Origin of the sequence: Megasphaera sp. SW808 (assembly GCF_012027795.1) — a bacterium.
Classification (GTDB): domain Bacteria; phylum Bacillota; class Negativicutes; order Veillonellales; family Megasphaeraceae; genus Megasphaera; species Megasphaera stantonii.
This window is the reverse complement of sequence record NZ_SJOT01000018.1, coordinates 25350-42144: the sequence shown is the minus strand read 5'-3', so window position 1 is coordinate 42144 and position 16795 is coordinate 25350. Positions and strand designations below refer to the sequence as shown.

Below are 16795 nucleotides of genomic sequence, written 5' to 3'. Positions count from 1 at the left end.
GAACCTCTCCTTCATGACAGCTTTCTCTCTATTTTCGTTTCAATACGGCCCTGACAGCCTCCGCAACATGACTGGGACCCAAGCCGTAGGCCTCCAGCAATTCGTTTGGCCGGCCCGACTCGCCGAACCGGTCGCGAATGCCGACCAGTTCAACAGGTACGCAGCAGCGCTGAGCCAGGCATTCACATACAGCACTTCCCAGCCCGCCGATGCGCTGGTGTTCTTCGCATACGACGACGGCTCCCGTCGCGGCAGCGCAGGATACGATGCGGTCTTCATCCAAGGGCTTGACCGTATGGACGTTGACGACTTGTACAGAAACGCCTTCGCCAGCCAGGGTCTTCGCTGCTTCCAAGCTTTGATGCACCATGATGCCGTTGGCAAAAATCGTGACGTCCGTCCCCTTGCGGAATACAGAAGCCTTGCCAATCGCAAAGGGCGTGTCGTCATCGGTGACGACCGGCACAGGATTGCGGCTGAACCGGATATACGAAGGCCCTATCATATCGTATACGGCCATGGTCGCCTTATACGTTTCCTTATAATCGCAGGGAACGACAACCATAATGTTGGGAATCGTCCGCATGAGCGCCACGTCTTCCAGAGCCTGATGCGTCCCGCCGTCAGGCCCCACGGAAATACCGGCATGAGCACCGCCCAACTTGACGTTCAAACGATTATACCCGACGGTATTGCGGATCTGTTCCCACGCCCGGCCGGTCAGAAACACGCCGTACGTAGACACAAATGGGACGAATCCCGTCAGGGACATGCCGGCGGCCGTGCCGACTAAATCCTGTTCCGAAATGCCTACGTTCAGATATTTTTGCGGATAGGCTGTACGCACCCAGTCGGTTCGTGTCGATTTTGCCACGTCGGCATCCATGACGATGACGTTATCGTGAAGGCGGCATAATTCCAGCAACGCCTTTCCGTAGCCGTCGCGCATAGGTATACACTCCATTACAGCACCTCCTGAGATAATTCCTTCATGGCGGCCGCATACTGCGCTTCATTCGGCGCCGTGCCATGCCAGTCGGCCTGGTTTTCCATGTATGACACGCCTTTTCCCTTTACGGTCTGGGCCAGGACGACAGTCGGACAGCCTTTATGCGCCTTGGCTTCCGATAATACTTGATGGAGTTTATCTATATCGTGTCCATCAACAGTCATGACATTCCAGCCGAAGCTCTTCCACTTGGCGTTAAAGGGCTGTAAATCCTTAATTGTTTTCAGCGAATCGACAAGCTGCATGCCGTTGCAGTCTACGATGAGGCAAACATTATCCAGATGATGATGGGATGCAAAAGCCGCTGCTTCCCAAATCTGCCCTTCCTGCTGTTCGCCGTCTCCTATAAGGCAGAACACATGAGGCGTTTCATGACGGTATTTCAAAGCCCAGGCTATGCCGTTGGCAATGGACAATCCCTGCCCCAAGGAACCGACGGCGCAATCGAGACAAGGCAGCTTGACCATATTCGGATGTCCCTGCAGCGGGCTGCCTAACGAACGCAGCGTCGGCAGCCATTCTAAGGGGAAAAATCCCTTATGAGCCAATACGCTGTAATATGCCGGAGCCGCGTGGCCTTTCGATAAGATAAACCGATCTCTTCCCTCATATTTCGGCTGCTGCGGAATACACCGAAGCAAGTCGGTGAAATACAGCGTTACCAGAATCTCCACAGCCGACAGAGAGCTTCCGGGATGGCCGGAGCCGGCTAAATAAATAGCCTCGACGACGTCCTTTCGAACTTGTCTGCATAACTGCTGAAGCTGATCCATTATCAATAAGGCCTCCAAACTATACACGTAGTTTCGCCGTTGCACCGCAACGAGGCGATACTCGTCTTTCATATAAAAAACGCACCGTATCGCGTATTCAGCTCGCTATGATACGAATGCGCCTGCAACAAAAAAATGCAGATTCAGCTTGAGCCAAATCAATATGCGTGCATTATCATTTTACAATGATTATACAAACAAGTCAAACAAAATATGCGCATACCGTATGCATATCCATGTCCGATACTGCAAAACATCAAAAAGGCTTACAAGACCTGCATACGTGCAGGCCCTATAAGCCTTTTGTCAGTCTACACGCTTTCGTGACGCGTCGCGTTTCTTTCTGGGCGCAAATTATTTGCCCATTTCTTCTTTCAATACTGCGCCTAAGCGTTTAATGCCTTCTACAATGCGGTCTTCCGGCATGTTGGAATAGTTGAGGCGGAAGTGGTTTGCATTGCCGCCGTTCGGATAGAACGGGCCGCCCGGAACGTAAGCAACGTTCTTTTCCAATACCTTCGGCATAATTTCTTTCGCATCCATATTTTCAGGCAAGGTTACCCAAGTGAACAAGCCGCCTTCCGGATACGTGAAGGTAACGCCTTCGGGGAAATATTCCTTCATGGAATCATACATGAGGGTACGGCGTTTGCCATACAGAGCTTTAATCTTTTCAACGTGCGCATCCAGATCGAACATGTCGATAAAGTACGATGCCTGACGCTGTGCAAAGGACGAAGACTGGAGATCGACGGCCTGTTTCAATTTGACAACCTTGTCAATGATAACGGGATCGGCAACCATCCAAGCTACGCGCAGACCGGGCATGAAAATCTTCGAGAAGGAGCCCAGGAAGATGATATTGCCCTTCGTATCCATGGATTTCAAGGACGGTACGACGTCGCCGTCATAACGAAGTTCACCGTACGGATCGTCTTCAATAACGGGGAAATCGTACTTGTTGACGATATCCATAAACGCTTTGCGGCGTTCCATAGGCCACGTAATGCCCGTCGGGTTCTGGAATTCAGGAATAACATACATCAAGCGGACACGGTCGCCGTATTCGGCCAAAATCTTTTCCAATTCTTCCGGAATAATGCCTTTTTCATCCGTCGGAACTTCGACAAATTTCGGATCGCACAGTTTAAAAGCATTGATAGCCCCCAAATACGTCGGGCTTTCTACTAAAATGACGTCGTCTTTATTGAGGAAAATCTGCGCCAATAAGGACAGGCCCTGCTGAGAACCTGAAGTAATGACGATTTCTTCGGGCATGCAATCGACTTGGAAAGCCTTTTTCATGCGAGCGGCAATTTTTTCGCGGAGAGGCAGGTAGCCTTCCGTCGTTCCGTACTGTACAGCCAGCTGGCCTTCTTTGCTCAAAATTTCTACGTCGACTTGCTTTAATTCTTCCAGCGGGAATAATTCCGGCGCAGGCAAACCGCCGGCAAAGGAAATTACTTCCGGCATAGTCGTCAACTTAAGCAATTCACGGATTTCCGAAGCCTTTAAGCCCATAGCGAGGTCTGAAAATTTCATTACCAATCACTCCTTAATGATTAAATGTCCCCTGTTTCCCTATGTCATTATTATATCATTAATATGAGTTTCTTTCAATTATCGTTGGATGAGAAATAGATTAAAGTTTTACGCTTATCTTTTTCCATCTGGTTTATGAGCTCTTCTTTGCTTTCAAAGCGGATTTCCGGGCGCAGCCGCTTCCTGAAGCGAACGACGATGTCCGCATCGTACATGTCGCCGCTCCATTGCAGGATATGTGTTTCTATACGGCGATATTGGTGGGCAAAGGTCGGATTGGCGCCGATATTCGTCATGGCCGGCAGCAGCTGGCCCTGCCATTCTACTTCCGTTATATATACGCCGTCAGGCGGCACGGCCATCTGCGGCGGTATCAGCATATTAGCCGTTGGAAACCCGATCAGCCGCCCCCGGCGGTCGCCCTGTACGACTGTCCCCTGCAGGGCGAAAGGATGCCCCAGCAGGGCTTCGGCCGTTTCCATGTGGCCCATCGTAACCAGGCGGCGAATGACCGTGCTGCTGATAGGCGTGGCCCGGCCCGGCCGCTCCAGCAGGGTCAGGGCCATGACGGGAATATGATGTTCCGCCATGAACTTGCGCAGCGTCTGCGTATTCCCAGCAGCTTTTGCGCCGTACGTAAAGTTCTCCCCTACGACGATAGCCGCCGGGCAGAGATATTCCAGCAGCTGCCGGCAGAATTCCTCCGGCGTTTCGTCGAGAAGATGCCGGGTCATAGGCAGCAGCACCAGGACGTCGATGCCGACGCCGGCAATATATTGGATTTTCTGCTCTACTGTAGCCAGCCGTATCGGCTCTTTTTCCGGGCACAACACGGAAAGAGGATGAGCGGCAAAGGTGACGACGACAGATTTGCCGCCCGTTTCCGCCGCCTTGTCGATAGCCGTACGCATGACCTTCTGATGACCCAGATGCACGCCGTCAAAGGTCCCCAGCGCGACGACGGCGCCTCGGCAATTCGTTACTTCCTGAAAGGAATGGAATATTTGCATCGTATAATTACCTCACAGTACGTCGGCAAACATCTTATGCGGACGTATGACATGATGTTCTTTATCGAAATGAGCAATGCCGGCCAATTTTCGCTCCGGCGTATAGACCCGCAGCACATCGCCATGGGCCAGTCCCTTGCCGGCAAAGGGCACTGCGCGGCCCTGCAGAAGGCGGGCGCACTTTTCCGCCGTACAAACCGCCTTGGGAAGATCTTGAATAGCCATGTCGGCAGGCAGGATATACGCCTGCGGATCGGCTTCTAATTCTTCCAGCGCAGCTGCCTGAGCAATATCAAAGACGCCGGCCCGGACGCGGACGAGATAGGTCATGCAGGCATAAGTGCCCAGCGCCTCTCCGACGTCGCGGATGAGCGAGCGGACATAGGTTCCCTTAGAGCATGTCACGGCGATGACGCCCCGTCCGTTTTGATACGACAAAAGGCGGATCTCATATATCGTGACCCGCCTGCCCGGCAATGTAAAATCAGCGTTTTGTCTGGCCAGCTTATACGCTTTGACGCCATTAACATTGATGGCGGAATAACGGGACGGAGTCTGCTCGATATCGCCGCAGAACGACGCCAGCACGGAGGATATATCCTCAGCAGACAAATCGGGGACAGCAGCGCTGGCGACGACTTCGCCGGTGCTGTCCTCCGTATCCGTAGCAAAGCCTAAAGCAAACTCTGCATGATATGTCTTTATCCCGTTGTCTCCATATTCAATCAGCCGCGTCGCCTGACCCAGATACACGGGAAGCACGCCGGCAGCCAAAGGGTCCAGCGTTCCGGCGTGGCCAATCTTCTTCATCCCGTATATGCGGCGCATCTGGCCGATTACGTCATGGCTCGACATTCCTGTCGCTTTTAATACATTGACGATTCCATTTATCATTTTACTTTTAAAAGTTCCTTCACTATCATTTTTTTTGCTTCTTCCAGCGGCGCCGCCACGGTGCAGCCTGCTGCCCGCACGTGGCCGCCGCCGCCGAACACGGAAGCGACGGCGTTGACGTCGGCTCGCTTAGACCGCAGGCTGACCCGCGTTTCTTCCGGACCAACGTACTTTACCGTAAAAGCCACGTCGACGCCCTGAATCGTGCGGATGTAGTCGATATAGCTTCCCGTATGCTCGCCCGTATACTGCAGCAATTCCGGCGTAAACGAAAGACAGGCAACCTGGCCCTCACCGAACAATTCAATATGGCGCAGCACCTCCGACAAGGCCTGAAGCTTTGCCAAAGACCGGGCTTCCAAATGCTCGGAAACGACGTTCGGCTGCGCACCGGCTTCGACCAGCAGCGCCGCCATCCGCAAGGTATGGCCCGTCGTATTGCTGAATTTAAAGAACCCGCAGTCCGTCGCGATGGCCATGTACAAGGCGTTTGCCATAGACGGCGAAAATTCGGCCTGCCAGTCCGCCAACAGTTCGGTTAAAATCTCGCCCGTTGCAGCGCAGTCCGTCCGCACATATTCCCAATCGGCAAAATGGAGGTTGGAAATATGATGGTCAATATTCAGGACCTTCCCCTTCGCCAAGGCTTCAGCCGCGCCGATGCGATCCATGCCGGTCGCATCGAGCACGACGGTCAGCCAGGAGGCGTCGGCCTGCACCTGGTCGGGACGCCGTATCTGTTCCGCCAGCGGCAGAAAGAAAAACTTGTCGTCTATGTCGTCGTCCACGGCCACGACAACCTCCTTGCCCAGTCCTTCCAGCCATTCCTGCATCGCCAGCAGGCTGCCTATAGCGTCGCCATCAGGGCTGACGTGGGCAGTCAGCACGATGCGGTCATGCTGTTCCAGAATACGGCGTACTTCCTGAGATGAACAATTCATGAAACTCAGTCCTTTTTTTCTATATCACGAAGTATTTTATCGATTTTCATGCCGTAATCGAGAGACGTATCTTCTTTAAATTCAATAGTCGGCGAATAGCGTATGCCCAAGCGGCGGCCCACTTCCGTACGGATATAGCCCGTCGCGTTTTTCAGCGCTTTCAGGGTATTTTCTTTTTCTTCGGCCTTGCCAAAGAGGCTGACGTATACCGTCGCTTCGCGCAAATCGCCGGTAATCCGCGCGTCCGTCACAGTGACGAAGCCGAGGCGCGGATCTTTCAATTCACGAAGCAGGATGTTGGAAACTTCCTGCTTGATGAATTCTTGTATTTTGCGGACTCGCAATTCTCCCATATGTATTTCCTCACTTTATTATTCCGGCGCGACTTCCACCATTTCATAGGCTTCGATTTCGTCGCCTTCCTTGATGTCGCGGTATTTTTCAAGGGTAATGCCGCATTCGTATCCGGAAGCCACTTCCTTGACGTCGTCTTTAAAGCGGCGCAGTCCGTCGATTTCGCCGTCATGGATGACGATGCCGTTGCGGATCAGGCGGATCTTAGCGTTGTTCGTAATCTTGCCTTCCTTGACGTAGGAACCGCCGACGATGACCTTCGGCGTCGTAATGACCTTGCGGACTTCGGCGCGGCCGATAATGTGTTCTTCATATTTCTTTTCCAGCATCCCTTTGATAGCCGCTTCCACGTCATTGATGGCGTCGTAAATGACGCGGTACATGCGCATGTCGACGTTGTCGTGTTCCGCCGCCTTGCGAGCCGCTGCGTCCGGGCGGACGTTGAAGCCGATGATGATGGCGTTGGACGCCGAAGCCAGCATGATATCCGATTCGGAAATAGCGCCGACGCCGGCATGGACGATGGCGATGCGCACTTCGTCGCTCTTAATATTGAGCAGGGACTGGCTCAGGGCTTCGACAGAACCCTGTACGTCCCCCTTAATGATAAGGGGCAGTTCTTTCAATTCGCCCTGCTGAATCTGGTTGAACAAATCGTCGAGAGTTACCTTCGCATTGACGTGGAGGGCCGACGAACGTTTCTTTTCCATTCGTTTTTCCGCTACGCTGCGGGCCGTCTTTTCATCGGTCACGTCAAGGATATCGCCGGCTTCGGGCACGTCGTTGAGGCCGAGGATTTCCACAGGGATAGACGGTTCGGCTTTCTTAACCCGTTCGCCCCGTTCGTTGTTCATGGCGCGGACCTTGCCGAAGCAGGGGCCGACGATAATCGTGTCGCCGACGTGGAGCGTGCCCTTCTGGATCAGAACGGATGCAACGGGGCCGCGGCCCTTGTCGAGCTTCGCTTCGATGACGACGCCCTGGGCCGGACGGTTCGGGTTGGCCTTCAATTCGGAAACTTCCGCCAGGACGAGGATGTTTTCCAGCAAGTCGTCGAGGCCGATTTTCTTATGAGCCGACACGGGAACCATAATCGTGTCGCCGCCCCATTCTTCGCTGATCAAGCCGTATTCCGTCAGCTGCTGCATGACGTGTTCCGGATTGGCGCTTTCCTTATCGATTTTGTTGATGGCGACGATGATGGGAACGCCGGCCGATTTGGCGTGGTTAATGGATTCGACCGTCTGCGGCATAACGCCGTCGTCCGCCGCGACGACGAGGACGGCAATATCCGTAACCTGGGCGCCGCGGGCGCGCATAGCCGTAAAGGCTTCGTGGCCCGGCGTATCCATGAAGGTAATCTTCTTACCGTTGTAGCGTACCTGGTAAGCGCCGATATGCTGCGTAATGCCGCCGGCTTCGTGGCTCGTCACGTTCGTCTGGCGAATCGCGTCGAGGAGGCTCGTCTTGCCGTGGTCGACGTGGCCCATGATCGTAACGACAGGCGGACGGACCTTCAGCGTTTCCGGCGCGTCGACGATTTCTTCAATTTCCGTCGGATCTTCCGGAGGCGCTTCCTGCGTAACCGTTACGCCGAATTCGTCGGCAATCAGAGAGGCCGTTTCAAAGTCGATTTCCTGATTGATCGTCGCCATAATGCCGCCCATGAGCAGCTTTTTAATGACTTCGCCGACTTCGCGGCCCAGCTTTTCCGCGAAATCCTTGACGATAATCGTTTCCGGCAGCTCGATAGACGTGGGGTAATTCTTTTTCTTCGCCAGTTCGCCGCCGCCCATATCGTGATGGCCGCCCTGCTTCTTGTTGTTCTTGTTATTTTTATTTTTGCCTTTGTTCAACACGTTAGATAAAAGTGTGTGAGGTCTGTTGTTTTTGCCGTTGGGGTTATTGTTATTCTGGTTGCGCTTATTTTTCTTATTGTCGCTGCGGCCGGCATTCTGCCCTTCGTCGCCGTTTTGCGAAGAACGGCCGAAGAACTTCGTCCGCTTGCCGCCGTTGTTCTGCTGGTTCTGCTTATTTTGCTGATTCCCATTCTGACGGTTGTTCTGATTGCCCGACGACTTTGCGTTCTGCTGTCCGGCGTTTTTCTTGTTGTCCTGACCGCGGTTGTTCTGATGATTCTGGCCGGATGAACCGCTCTGCTGATTTTTATTGCCGTTCCGCGCCGGCTGAGCCTGCTTTTTGGCGTTGTTTCCCTGTTCAGGACGATTTTGCTTATGGGAATTTCCTTGTTTTTGTCCTTCCTGCGGTTTCGCTTGCTTAGCGCGGTTGTTATCGTTCACTTTGCGGCCAGTTCCTTCCATTCCTTTTTTTTGTTCTGCCGGCTTTTCAGCCTTCTTGGGTTCCTTAAAGGATTTATCCAATATGGCTCTCATCGAATCGTCGATGCCCGTAAAATTACCAGCCTTGATATTATGATCGCCTAATACTTTGATGACGTTTTTGGCGGATACGCCATATTCTTTTGCAACTTCGTATACACGTTTTGTCATCTAGTTACCCCCTTTTCAGTCGTTCTCAACACTTTATCTACAGCCTTGGCAAAGCCGGCGTCCGTCAGCAGGACGACGACGTTCTGCATCTTTCCGACGGCCCTGCCCAGCTCTTCCTTCGTCAATATATCTACAACGGCAATCCCCTTGCGCGCTGCCAGGCGGCGGTACTTTTCCACGTTGTCGGCTCCGCCGTCTGCTGCCAAAAACAGCATGGGAACTGTATGGTTCTTCAAATGCTTCTCCGCCGCGAAATCGCCGCAAATCGTCTTGCGGGCCCGGCAGGCAAGGCCAAGCAGATTGCCAATCCGTTCCTGCGCGGTCATGACAATTCCTGCCGCAGGCTTTCATAAATTTCGTCGGACACCTTCGTCTTTAAAGACCGTTCCAGACGATGTTCTTTATACGCTTTTTCCAGGCAGGCCGAATTCTGACAGATATACACGCCCCGCCCGGATTTTTTGCCGGTCTTGTCGATTTCCACGGCGCCTTCCGGCGTGCGGACGACGCGGATCATTTCCTTCTTGCTCTTCTGTTCCTGACAGCCAGCACAGACGCGCAGAGGTATTTTTTTCTTTTTCATCTATACCTCCTCAGGCTTCGCCTTGTCCGTCTTCAGCCGCCGGCATATCCAATTCGCTCAGGATGTCTTCCTGTTCCACTTCTTCATCAGCCGAAGAAGCTTCTTCGCTGGCAAGGGCAGCGGCCTGGCTTTCACTCTTAATATCGATTTTCCAATTCGTCAGCTTAGCTGCCAAGCGGGCGTTCTGGCCGGCCTTGCCGATGGCCAGGGACAGCTGATAATCGGGAACGACGACGCTCGACGCCTTTTCTCCTTCGTCGACGGTAACGGACACGACCTGAGCCGGGCTCAGGGCATTGGCGATGTACACGGCCGGGTCTTCATCCCATTTGACGATATCAATTTTTTCGTTCTGCAGTTCCGTCACGATATTCTGCACGCGGCTCCCTTTCGGGCCGACGCAGGCGCCGACGGAATCAACATTTTCATCGCGGGAATACACGGCGATCTTGGAACGGCGGCCTGGTTCGCGGGCTACGGATTTCAGTTCCACTACGCCTTCGTAAATTTCCGGCACTTCCAGCTCGAAGAGCCGCTTCAATAAGCCGGGATGGGTACGAGATACGAGGATCTGCGCGCCCTTCGTCGTCTTGCGCACTTCTACAACGTAGCATTTGATGCGCTGGCCGACCGTGTAGGTTTCCGTCGGAATCTGTTCCGACGCCGGCAAAATCGCTTCGGCCTTGCCCAAGTCGACATAGACGTTCTTGTTTTCAATCCGCTGAATCAAGCCAGTAATGATGTCGTCGGTACGATTGTAAAATTCGTCGTAGACGATGCTCCGTTCCGCTTCGCGGAGGCGCTGGATCATGACCTGCTTGGCCGCCTGGGCGGCGATGCGGCCGAAATTGGACGGCGTTACGTCGACGTTGACTACGTCTCCGACTTCGTATTCCGGGTTCAGCTTGCGGGCGTCTTCCAGGGAGATTTCCCCATGGTCGTTGACGACATCTTCCACGACGGTTTTCGCCGCTACGATGCGGTAATCGCCCGTTTCCCGATTCAGCTCTACGTCGGCCAGGGGGTTGGCTTCCGGCTCCTTCTTATAGGCCGTAATCAGCACGGCTTCCAGGGAGTCGCAGATGACGTCTGTCGAAACCCCTTTTTCTTTAGACAAAAACGCAATAGCATTGAGCAATTCCTTATTCACGGTTACACCCTCCATTAAAAATCAATATGCAGACGAACCTGCGATATAGTTTTCATATCTAATATCTCTTCATTTCCATCGATCCGGACGGTCAGCTTGCCGTCTTCGCCTTTCCCTACCAAATCGGCTACCAGGTCTTTTTTGCCGTTGTAGGGCTGGAAAAAGTGAATATCCACGGTTCTGCCGGCGTAGCGGACAAAGTCCTTATCCTTTTTCAAGATGCGGTCCAGTCCCGGAGATGATACTTCCAGCAGATAATTTTCTTGTATAGGGTCCTTTTCATCGAGGACTTTGCTCAGCTTTTCACTGACAGCCTGACAGTCCTCCAGATCGACGCCCCCTTCTTTGTCGATAAATACGCGGAGGTACCAGTTTTTTTCGCGGACATATTCGACGTCGACCAGTTCCAAAGCCGTGCCGCTGATAATCCGTTCTACTTCCTGAGAAATCATTGTTTCAATATGTTCACGCTTCATGCCATTCACCAGCTATCCTTCTAAAAATTCATACAGGTAAAAGTTAAGAGTGGGCTCGCACCCACTCTCACATAAAAGAATCTAAATTACGTTTAGTATACCACTTCAGCCGCCTTCTGACAACGCCGCAAGGGCAAATCAGGATATATCGGCCGAAATAGAGTCCAGCACCGGCAGCAGACGCTGCTGCAGCGCCCGTTTCAGTCCCTCCAGGGACGAGCCGTCAAAATCATGAACCAAATTTGGAAAGTTATGAATCCGCCGCTCTGCAAAAAAATCGTCGCGGAGGACGTTGTACATGACGGACAAGCCGCTTCGCGACTCTTTCTGGTAATAGGAAAGAATCATGTAGGAGCCGTTAATAATCCGCACGGCCTGATTCGGCCGGATGAGGCAGCGGAATCCGCCGTATTCTGCCGGAAGGAACTCATCCCATTCTACGTCGGGCAGGCCCTTGTTCTTCAGTATGACGCTGAAATTACGGCTCGGCTCTACATAGTAGTCGCGGATGATCCGGGCCAGCCGGTCTTCCACCATCGCCCGGAACATGGCGAAATCGCTGGTAATAAACTCGATCAGGGCAAACTCCAGCATACCGATGTCCGTGCGGACGGAAAACTCTTCCGAATCGGGATTGAATATCGCCCGTACAGACCAGTTATTGTCGGCGTTGCAATAGGCAAACAGCAGGTACTCTTTATCGCCGCCGTTTTCCTGCACCATGCGATATTCCGTCAATAACTGAAAATCTCCCACCTGAAGTGGGAGAATAGATGCAATATTCCATTGTTTGAATGTTTCAATCAATGCTTCATCCATAAGAGAAAAAAATGGTGCGGTTGGTGGGAGTTGAACCCACACAATCGAAAGATTACTGCCGCCTGAAGACAGCGCGTCTGCCATTCCGCCACAACCGCATAGTCAATTAAAACTTGTAAAGATGTTTGTATTGCTGTTCATTCAACAAAACTATCTTAACATATTCTCGTGTTTCTGTAAAGGGTATTTTTTCAATTTCTGAAAAATTTTTTTCCCAACCGTATTCTTCCATCCATGAGTCGACGTGTCCGCGGCCAGCGTTATACGCAGCCAGGGCCAACACCTTGTTGCCGCCGTACTCATGCAGGAGATAGGCCAGATACCACGTACCCATTTTAATATTTGTCTGCACATTTGTCAATTGGTCCGGCGTAAAATTTTCGATTCCCATTTCTCCGGCAATCCATTCGCCCGTTTCCGGCATGATCTGCATCAGCCCCGAAGCGCCGCGATGGGAAAAGGCGTCTTCGTTAAACTTGCTTTCCACGAGAATCACCGCCGCGACCAGGGCGGGGCTGACGCCGTCTTCGTACGAATACTGGCGCACCATGTAGTCGTATTGAAGAGGATAGACGAATTTCCGCAGCACGTCGTCTTTCCACGAGCAGAAATAGGACGCGGAAAAACACGCCAGCACTACCGCTATGATAATTTTATCCTTTGTCTGTGTCTTCCGTCTCAACGCCGTCTCCTATCGTCTTTGAATTCTATCCATCAGCAGCGCCCACTGCGCCCGCACCTGTTCTTCCGTTTGAGCTAAGGCGCCGTTGTTGTCGATGACGACCTGCGACAGGGCGCGTTTTTTCTCTGCAGGCATCTGTGACCGAATGCGGGCCTCCGCTTCTTCCCGGGAAAAATGATTCCGGGCCATGAGCCGTTCCAGCTGCGTCGGCCCGTCTACGCATACAAGCCACACTTCATCGACATACGCTTGATATTCTATCTCAAATAACAAGGGCATGTCAAGAAAAACGAAGGATTTCTTCTCTACTTCCTCTATACGTCGGAGCTCTTCGTCAATTCGCTCGTAAATCAAGGGAAATAAAATGCCTTCCAGTTCCGCCTTGCGTTCGGCGTCATTGAACACGACGCCGCCGATATAGGCCCGGTCCATCGTCCCGTCTTCCCCTATTGCTTTCGGGCCGAAGGCCGCCGCTACGGCAGCCAGCCCCTTTGTGCCGGGCTGCACTACATCGCGTGCCAAGACGTCGCAGTCCACGACGGACGCGCCGAGCTCCTTCAGCATCAATACGACCGTACTTTTTCCCGACGCAATCCCGCCGGTCAATCCAATGCGATACATGACAAGTTCCTCCTTACACCTGGCAGTGCGGGCAATAGTGCGTTCCCCTGCCGGCAAACTTCGTATAGACAATCGTATGGCCGCATCGCGGGCACGGCGTGCCTTCTTTGCCGTATACCTGCAAAAAGGCCTGGTTCGACCCTTCCTGGCCGTTGCCGCTGATAAAGTCGCGTATGGTCGTGCCGCCATGGGCCAATCCCTGCCGCAGCACGACCCCAATGGCCTCGTGGAGTCTGCGGCATTCGTCGGGACTTATATCACAGCAGCGGCGCTGGGGCCTGACGCCGGCAAGGAACAGCGCCTCGTCGGCGTAAATATTGCCCAAGCCGGCTACGCAGGTCTGATCGAGCAAAAAGGATTTGACGGAACGCTTCGACGACTGGAGGGCCTCCTGCAAATAGGAAAGAGTAAATTTGTCGCTGTTGCCGTCAGGTCCCAGCGAATCGTAGCCGGAAATTCCCGTCGGCCCCTCCGGCGGCACGAGCCACAGGCACCCGAGGGTGCGGACGTCGCGATACAGGATATATCCTTCATTTAATGCGAAAATAATGCGCTGTCCTCGTATTTCTTCGTACTCCTCCTGATAGATGAGGCTGCCGGTCATGCGCAAGTGCACGAGCAGAGACGGACCGCCGCTGCAGCGAAGGAGCAAATATTTTCCCTTACGGCTGACAGCTGATATCGTCTGTCCCGTCAATAGGCGGCAAAATTCTTCAGGCGTCGTGTTTTTCACCAGGCGCGGCAGCAAGAGCCGTACGTCTTCAATCCGTTTTCCCACTGCGTGCGCTTCAATATAGGCGCGCACCGATTCTACTTCCGGCAATTCAGGCATATAACTCCTCCTATTTTGCTTCTTCCCAGTTCCGGCCGCAGTGAATATCGACGACCAGGGGCACCGACAAGGTCACGATGTGTTCCATCGTATCCTTCAGCAGCGTTTCCACTTCTTCCCGCTCGTCAGCCGGCACTTCCAGGACGAGCTCGTCGTGAACCTGCACGAGAAGGCGGCTTCGCAAGCTGCGGCGTTCCAATTCGTCCTGAACGGCGTTCATGGCCAGCTTGATGATATCGGCGGCGCTGCCCTGGATAGGCGTGTTCATCGCCGTCCGCTCGGCAAAGGAACGGCGCGTAAAGTTCTTGCTGTTAATATCTGTCAGCGTGCGGATGCGTCCGAACATGGTCTTGGCCATCCCCGTTTCGCGGGCTTCCGCCACGAGCTTGTCCATGTAAGCGTGAATCGTGCTGTAGCGGGCGAAGTAGGAGTCGATGTATTCCTTGGCCTGCTGACGGGAAATCGAAATATTGCGGGCCAGTCCGAAGTCGCTGATGCCGTAAATAATGCCGAAATTGACGGCTTTGGCGTGAGAGCGCTGCTCCGGTGTGACCTCGTCCCAGGGAATGCCGAATACTTCCGACGCCGTGCGGCGATGGATGTCCTGATTTTTCTTGAAGCCGTCGATCATCGTCGGGTCCTGGGACAAATGAGCCAGAAGGCGCAGCTCGATCTGCGAGTAGTCGCCAGATACGATGTAGTCGTATCCTTCGCCCGGCACGAATAAGGAGCGGATTTTGCGTCCCTGCTCGGTTCGGATAGGAATGTTCTGCAAGTTCGGGTCCGAGCTGCTCAGGCGGCCCGTCGCCGTGACCATCTGGTTAAAGGATGTGTAAATGCGGCCCGTTTCCCGGGAAATCAAGGGTTCCAAGCCGTCCAAATAGGTGGAAATCAGCTTTTTCAAAGCCCGGAACTGCAGTATTTTCGGGATCATAGGATGCTGGTCCATGAGGGCTTCCAGTACGGCCGAATCTGTCGAATAGCCTGTCTTCGTCTTCTTGATAACCGGCAATCCCAGCTTTTCAAATAAGATGACGCCGAGCTGCTTCGTCGAATTGATGTTGAAGGTCTCGCCGGCATCGTCGTAAATTTCCTCTTCCAGCTTGTCCGCTTCCAGCGACAGCTCCCGTTCCATATCCATGAGCCGTTCCGTATCGACGGTAAAGCCGTTCATTTCCATAACGGCCAGCGTATGAATCAAGGGTATTTCAATCGTATCGTACAAGGTCGTCAAGCCGGCCTGCTCCAATGCTTCTGCCGCCTTGGGCCAGACGTCGAAGGAAAACTGCGCGTCGCCGGCCAGACGTAGAGCTTCGTCGTCTCCTTCCTGCAGCGGCACGGCAAATTTTTCCGATAAATACGCCAGGCCATAGGCAGTCCGCGTCGGGTCCAGCAAATACGCCGCCAGTACGATGTCCGCCAAGGGCAGTCGCTTGTCCGTATAGGGTGACGCCGCCTTGACGAGCTGCTTGCCCTGCGACGTGACGACTAAGGCCGCGTCGGCTAAGGCGCGGAGATATTCTCCTTCCCGTCCTGCCGGCACGACGAACACGCCCTGCCTTCCCGCAATGGCTAAAGCCTTCAGCGCAGGCAGGGGCACGGCCGGTTCATACACGCCTTCCACGGCGACGATCTGGCCGGCCAAATCCTGGGGCCGCAAGTCGTCCAGCAGCTGCAAGGACACGGCCTGTTCCGGTTCCTCGTCGGCTAAGGATTCAAAGCGGTCGAAGGCGGCAAACCGGGCCAGCATATTTTTAAAGCCCAGACTGCGGAACAAGGCGGCCACATCTTCCTTGCGCGGCTGCGGCAGGAACATGTCCAGACTATACTCGACGGGCACGCTGCAGCAGATCGTCGCCAGTTCCTTGGACAAAAAGGCTTTGTCCTTGTTGTCAGCCAGCTTTTCCTGCAATTTTTTGCCCTTCACTTCGTCAATACGGTCGTACAGGGCCTCTACATGCTGAAATTGCGCGATGAGCTTCGCCGCCGTCTTTTCTCCGACGCCGGGAACGCCGGGAATATTGTCGGCCGTATCACCCATGAGGGCCTTCATGTCGACGACCTGGGACGGCGCGTAGCCGTATTCCGCCTCCATGACGTCGGGCGTAACGGCCAGCATATTTGTAATGCCCTTTTTCGTCAAATGGACCGTGACATTTTCATCGACGAGCTGCAGCGCGTCGCGGTCTCCCGTCACGATGTCAATATGAAAATCCTTCGCTTCCATCTGCCGGGCAACGGTGCCGATAATGTCGTCGCCTTCATAGCCTTCCAGCTCCAGGACATGAATGCCCAGGCATTCCAGTACTTCCCGTATCAAGGGGAACTGGGGCCGCAGATCGTCGGGCGCCGGCTTGCGCGTCGCCTTATAGCCGTCGTACAAGTCGTTTCGGAAGGTATGCTTGTCCTTGTCAAAGGCTACGGCTACGTAATGGGGCTCCAGCTGCTCGTACAATTTAAGCAGCATGTTTAAAAAGCCGTACACGGCGTTCGTCGGCCGGCCCTGGCTGTCCGTCAGGGAAGGGATGGCGTAAAAGGCCCGGTATAACAGGCTGCTTCCATCTATAATCAACAATGTTTCCTTCATGTCAGCCTCCTC

At 53.6% G+C, this 16795-nt stretch carries 17 protein-coding genes and 1 tRNA gene; all 18 read right to left on the bottom strand.

Features of this window, described 5'->3' with window-relative positions; genetic code table 11:
- Positions 1-28: 28 nt before the first annotated feature.
- The 18 genes from E0L13_RS07750 to polA all read right to left on the bottom strand — a co-directional run bounded on the left by E0L13_RS07750 (position 29) and on the right by polA (position 16783).
- Positions 29-964, bottom strand: a complete 936-nt coding sequence (locus E0L13_RS07750) for a transketolase family protein (protein ID WP_168061522.1) — start codon at positions 962-964, stop codon at positions 29-31.
- Positions 964-1782: a transketolase gene (locus E0L13_RS07745; protein ID WP_168061520.1), complete on the bottom strand. Its 819-nt coding sequence runs from the start codon at positions 1780-1782 to the stop codon at positions 964-966. The genes E0L13_RS07750 and E0L13_RS07745 overlap by 1 nt, the downstream gene beginning before the upstream one ends.
- Positions 1783-2136: 354 nt before the next feature.
- Positions 2137-3324 carry a PLP-dependent aminotransferase family protein gene (locus E0L13_RS07740; protein ID WP_168061518.1) on the bottom strand — a complete coding sequence of 396 codons (1188 nt, stop codon included), beginning with the start codon at positions 3322-3324 and terminating at the stop codon, positions 2137-2139.
- Positions 3325-3398: 74 nt separating this feature from the next.
- Complete coding sequence (locus tag E0L13_RS07735; RefSeq protein ID WP_168061516.1) at positions 3399-4334, bottom strand: bifunctional riboflavin kinase/FAD synthetase; 936 nt, start codon at positions 4332-4334, stop codon at positions 3399-3401.
- A 12-nt stretch (positions 4335-4346) separates the two neighbouring features.
- Positions 4347-5228: a tRNA pseudouridine(55) synthase TruB gene (gene truB / locus E0L13_RS07730; RefSeq protein ID WP_168061514.1), complete on the bottom strand. Its 882-nt coding sequence runs from the start codon at positions 5226-5228 to the stop codon at positions 4347-4349.
- A complete protein-coding gene (locus tag E0L13_RS07725) occupies positions 5225-6169 on the bottom strand; it encodes a bifunctional oligoribonuclease/PAP phosphatase NrnA (protein ID WP_168061512.1) in 945 nt (314 codons plus the stop codon). Before E0L13_RS07725 ends, truB begins: the two co-directional genes overlap by 4 nt.
- Before the next feature lie 5 nt (positions 6170-6174).
- Positions 6175-6522 (bottom strand): 30S ribosome-binding factor RbfA, encoded by a 348-nt coding sequence (gene rbfA / locus E0L13_RS07720; protein WP_087476961.1) that lies wholly within the window; start codon positions 6520-6522, stop codon positions 6175-6177.
- Positions 6523-6540: 18 nt separating this feature from the next.
- On the bottom strand, positions 6541-9033 hold the full coding sequence (gene infB / locus E0L13_RS07715; RefSeq protein ID WP_168061510.1) for a translation initiation factor IF-2: 2493 nt from the start codon (positions 9031-9033) through the stop codon (positions 6541-6543).
- Positions 9030-9359 carry a ribosomal L7Ae/L30e/S12e/Gadd45 family protein gene (locus tag E0L13_RS07710; protein ID WP_154877328.1) on the bottom strand — a complete coding sequence of 110 codons (330 nt, stop codon included), beginning with the start codon at positions 9357-9359 and terminating at the stop codon, positions 9030-9032. Before E0L13_RS07710 ends, infB begins: the two co-directional genes overlap by 4 nt.
- Positions 9356-9616, bottom strand: coding sequence for a YlxR family protein (locus tag E0L13_RS07705; protein WP_087476958.1), 261 nt, complete (start codon positions 9614-9616; stop codon positions 9356-9358). The genes E0L13_RS07710 and E0L13_RS07705 overlap by 4 nt, the downstream gene beginning before the upstream one ends.
- A 10-nt stretch (positions 9617-9626) precedes the next feature.
- Positions 9627-10766, bottom strand: coding sequence for a transcription termination factor NusA (gene nusA, locus E0L13_RS07700; RefSeq protein ID WP_168061508.1), 1140 nt, complete (start codon positions 10764-10766; stop codon positions 9627-9629).
- A 14-nt stretch (positions 10767-10780) separates the two neighbouring features.
- Complete coding sequence (gene rimP, locus E0L13_RS07695) at positions 10781-11242, bottom strand: ribosome maturation factor RimP (RefSeq protein WP_168061506.1); 462 nt, start codon at positions 11240-11242, stop codon at positions 10781-10783.
- Positions 11243-11380: 138 nt separating this feature from the next.
- The gene (locus E0L13_RS07690) at positions 11381-11980 is read right to left on the bottom strand and encodes a hypothetical protein (RefSeq protein ID WP_168061504.1); all 600 of its coding nucleotides are present in this window, start codon (positions 11978-11980) and stop codon (positions 11381-11383) included.
- A gap of 93 nt (positions 11981-12073) precedes the next feature.
- Positions 12074-12159: transfer RNA gene (locus E0L13_RS07685), tRNA-Leu, on the bottom strand.
- 8 nt (positions 12160-12167) lie between these two features.
- Positions 12168-12743 carry a lytic transglycosylase domain-containing protein gene (locus tag E0L13_RS07680; RefSeq protein ID WP_168061502.1) on the bottom strand — a complete coding sequence of 192 codons (576 nt, stop codon included), beginning with the start codon at positions 12741-12743 and terminating at the stop codon, positions 12168-12170.
- Positions 12744-12752: 9 nt separating this feature from the next.
- A complete protein-coding gene (gene coaE / locus E0L13_RS07675) occupies positions 12753-13364 on the bottom strand; it encodes a dephospho-CoA kinase (RefSeq protein WP_168061500.1) in 612 nt (203 codons plus the stop codon).
- 13 nt (positions 13365-13377) lie between these two features.
- A complete protein-coding gene (mutM, locus tag E0L13_RS07670; RefSeq protein WP_168061498.1) occupies positions 13378-14196 on the bottom strand; it encodes a bifunctional DNA-formamidopyrimidine glycosylase/DNA-(apurinic or apyrimidinic site) lyase in 819 nt (272 codons plus the stop codon).
- A gap of 10 nt (positions 14197-14206) precedes the next feature.
- Positions 14207-16783: a DNA polymerase I gene (gene polA, locus E0L13_RS07665; protein ID WP_168061496.1), complete on the bottom strand. Its 2577-nt coding sequence runs from the start codon at positions 16781-16783 to the stop codon at positions 14207-14209.
- Positions 16784-16795: the final 12 nt, after the last annotated feature.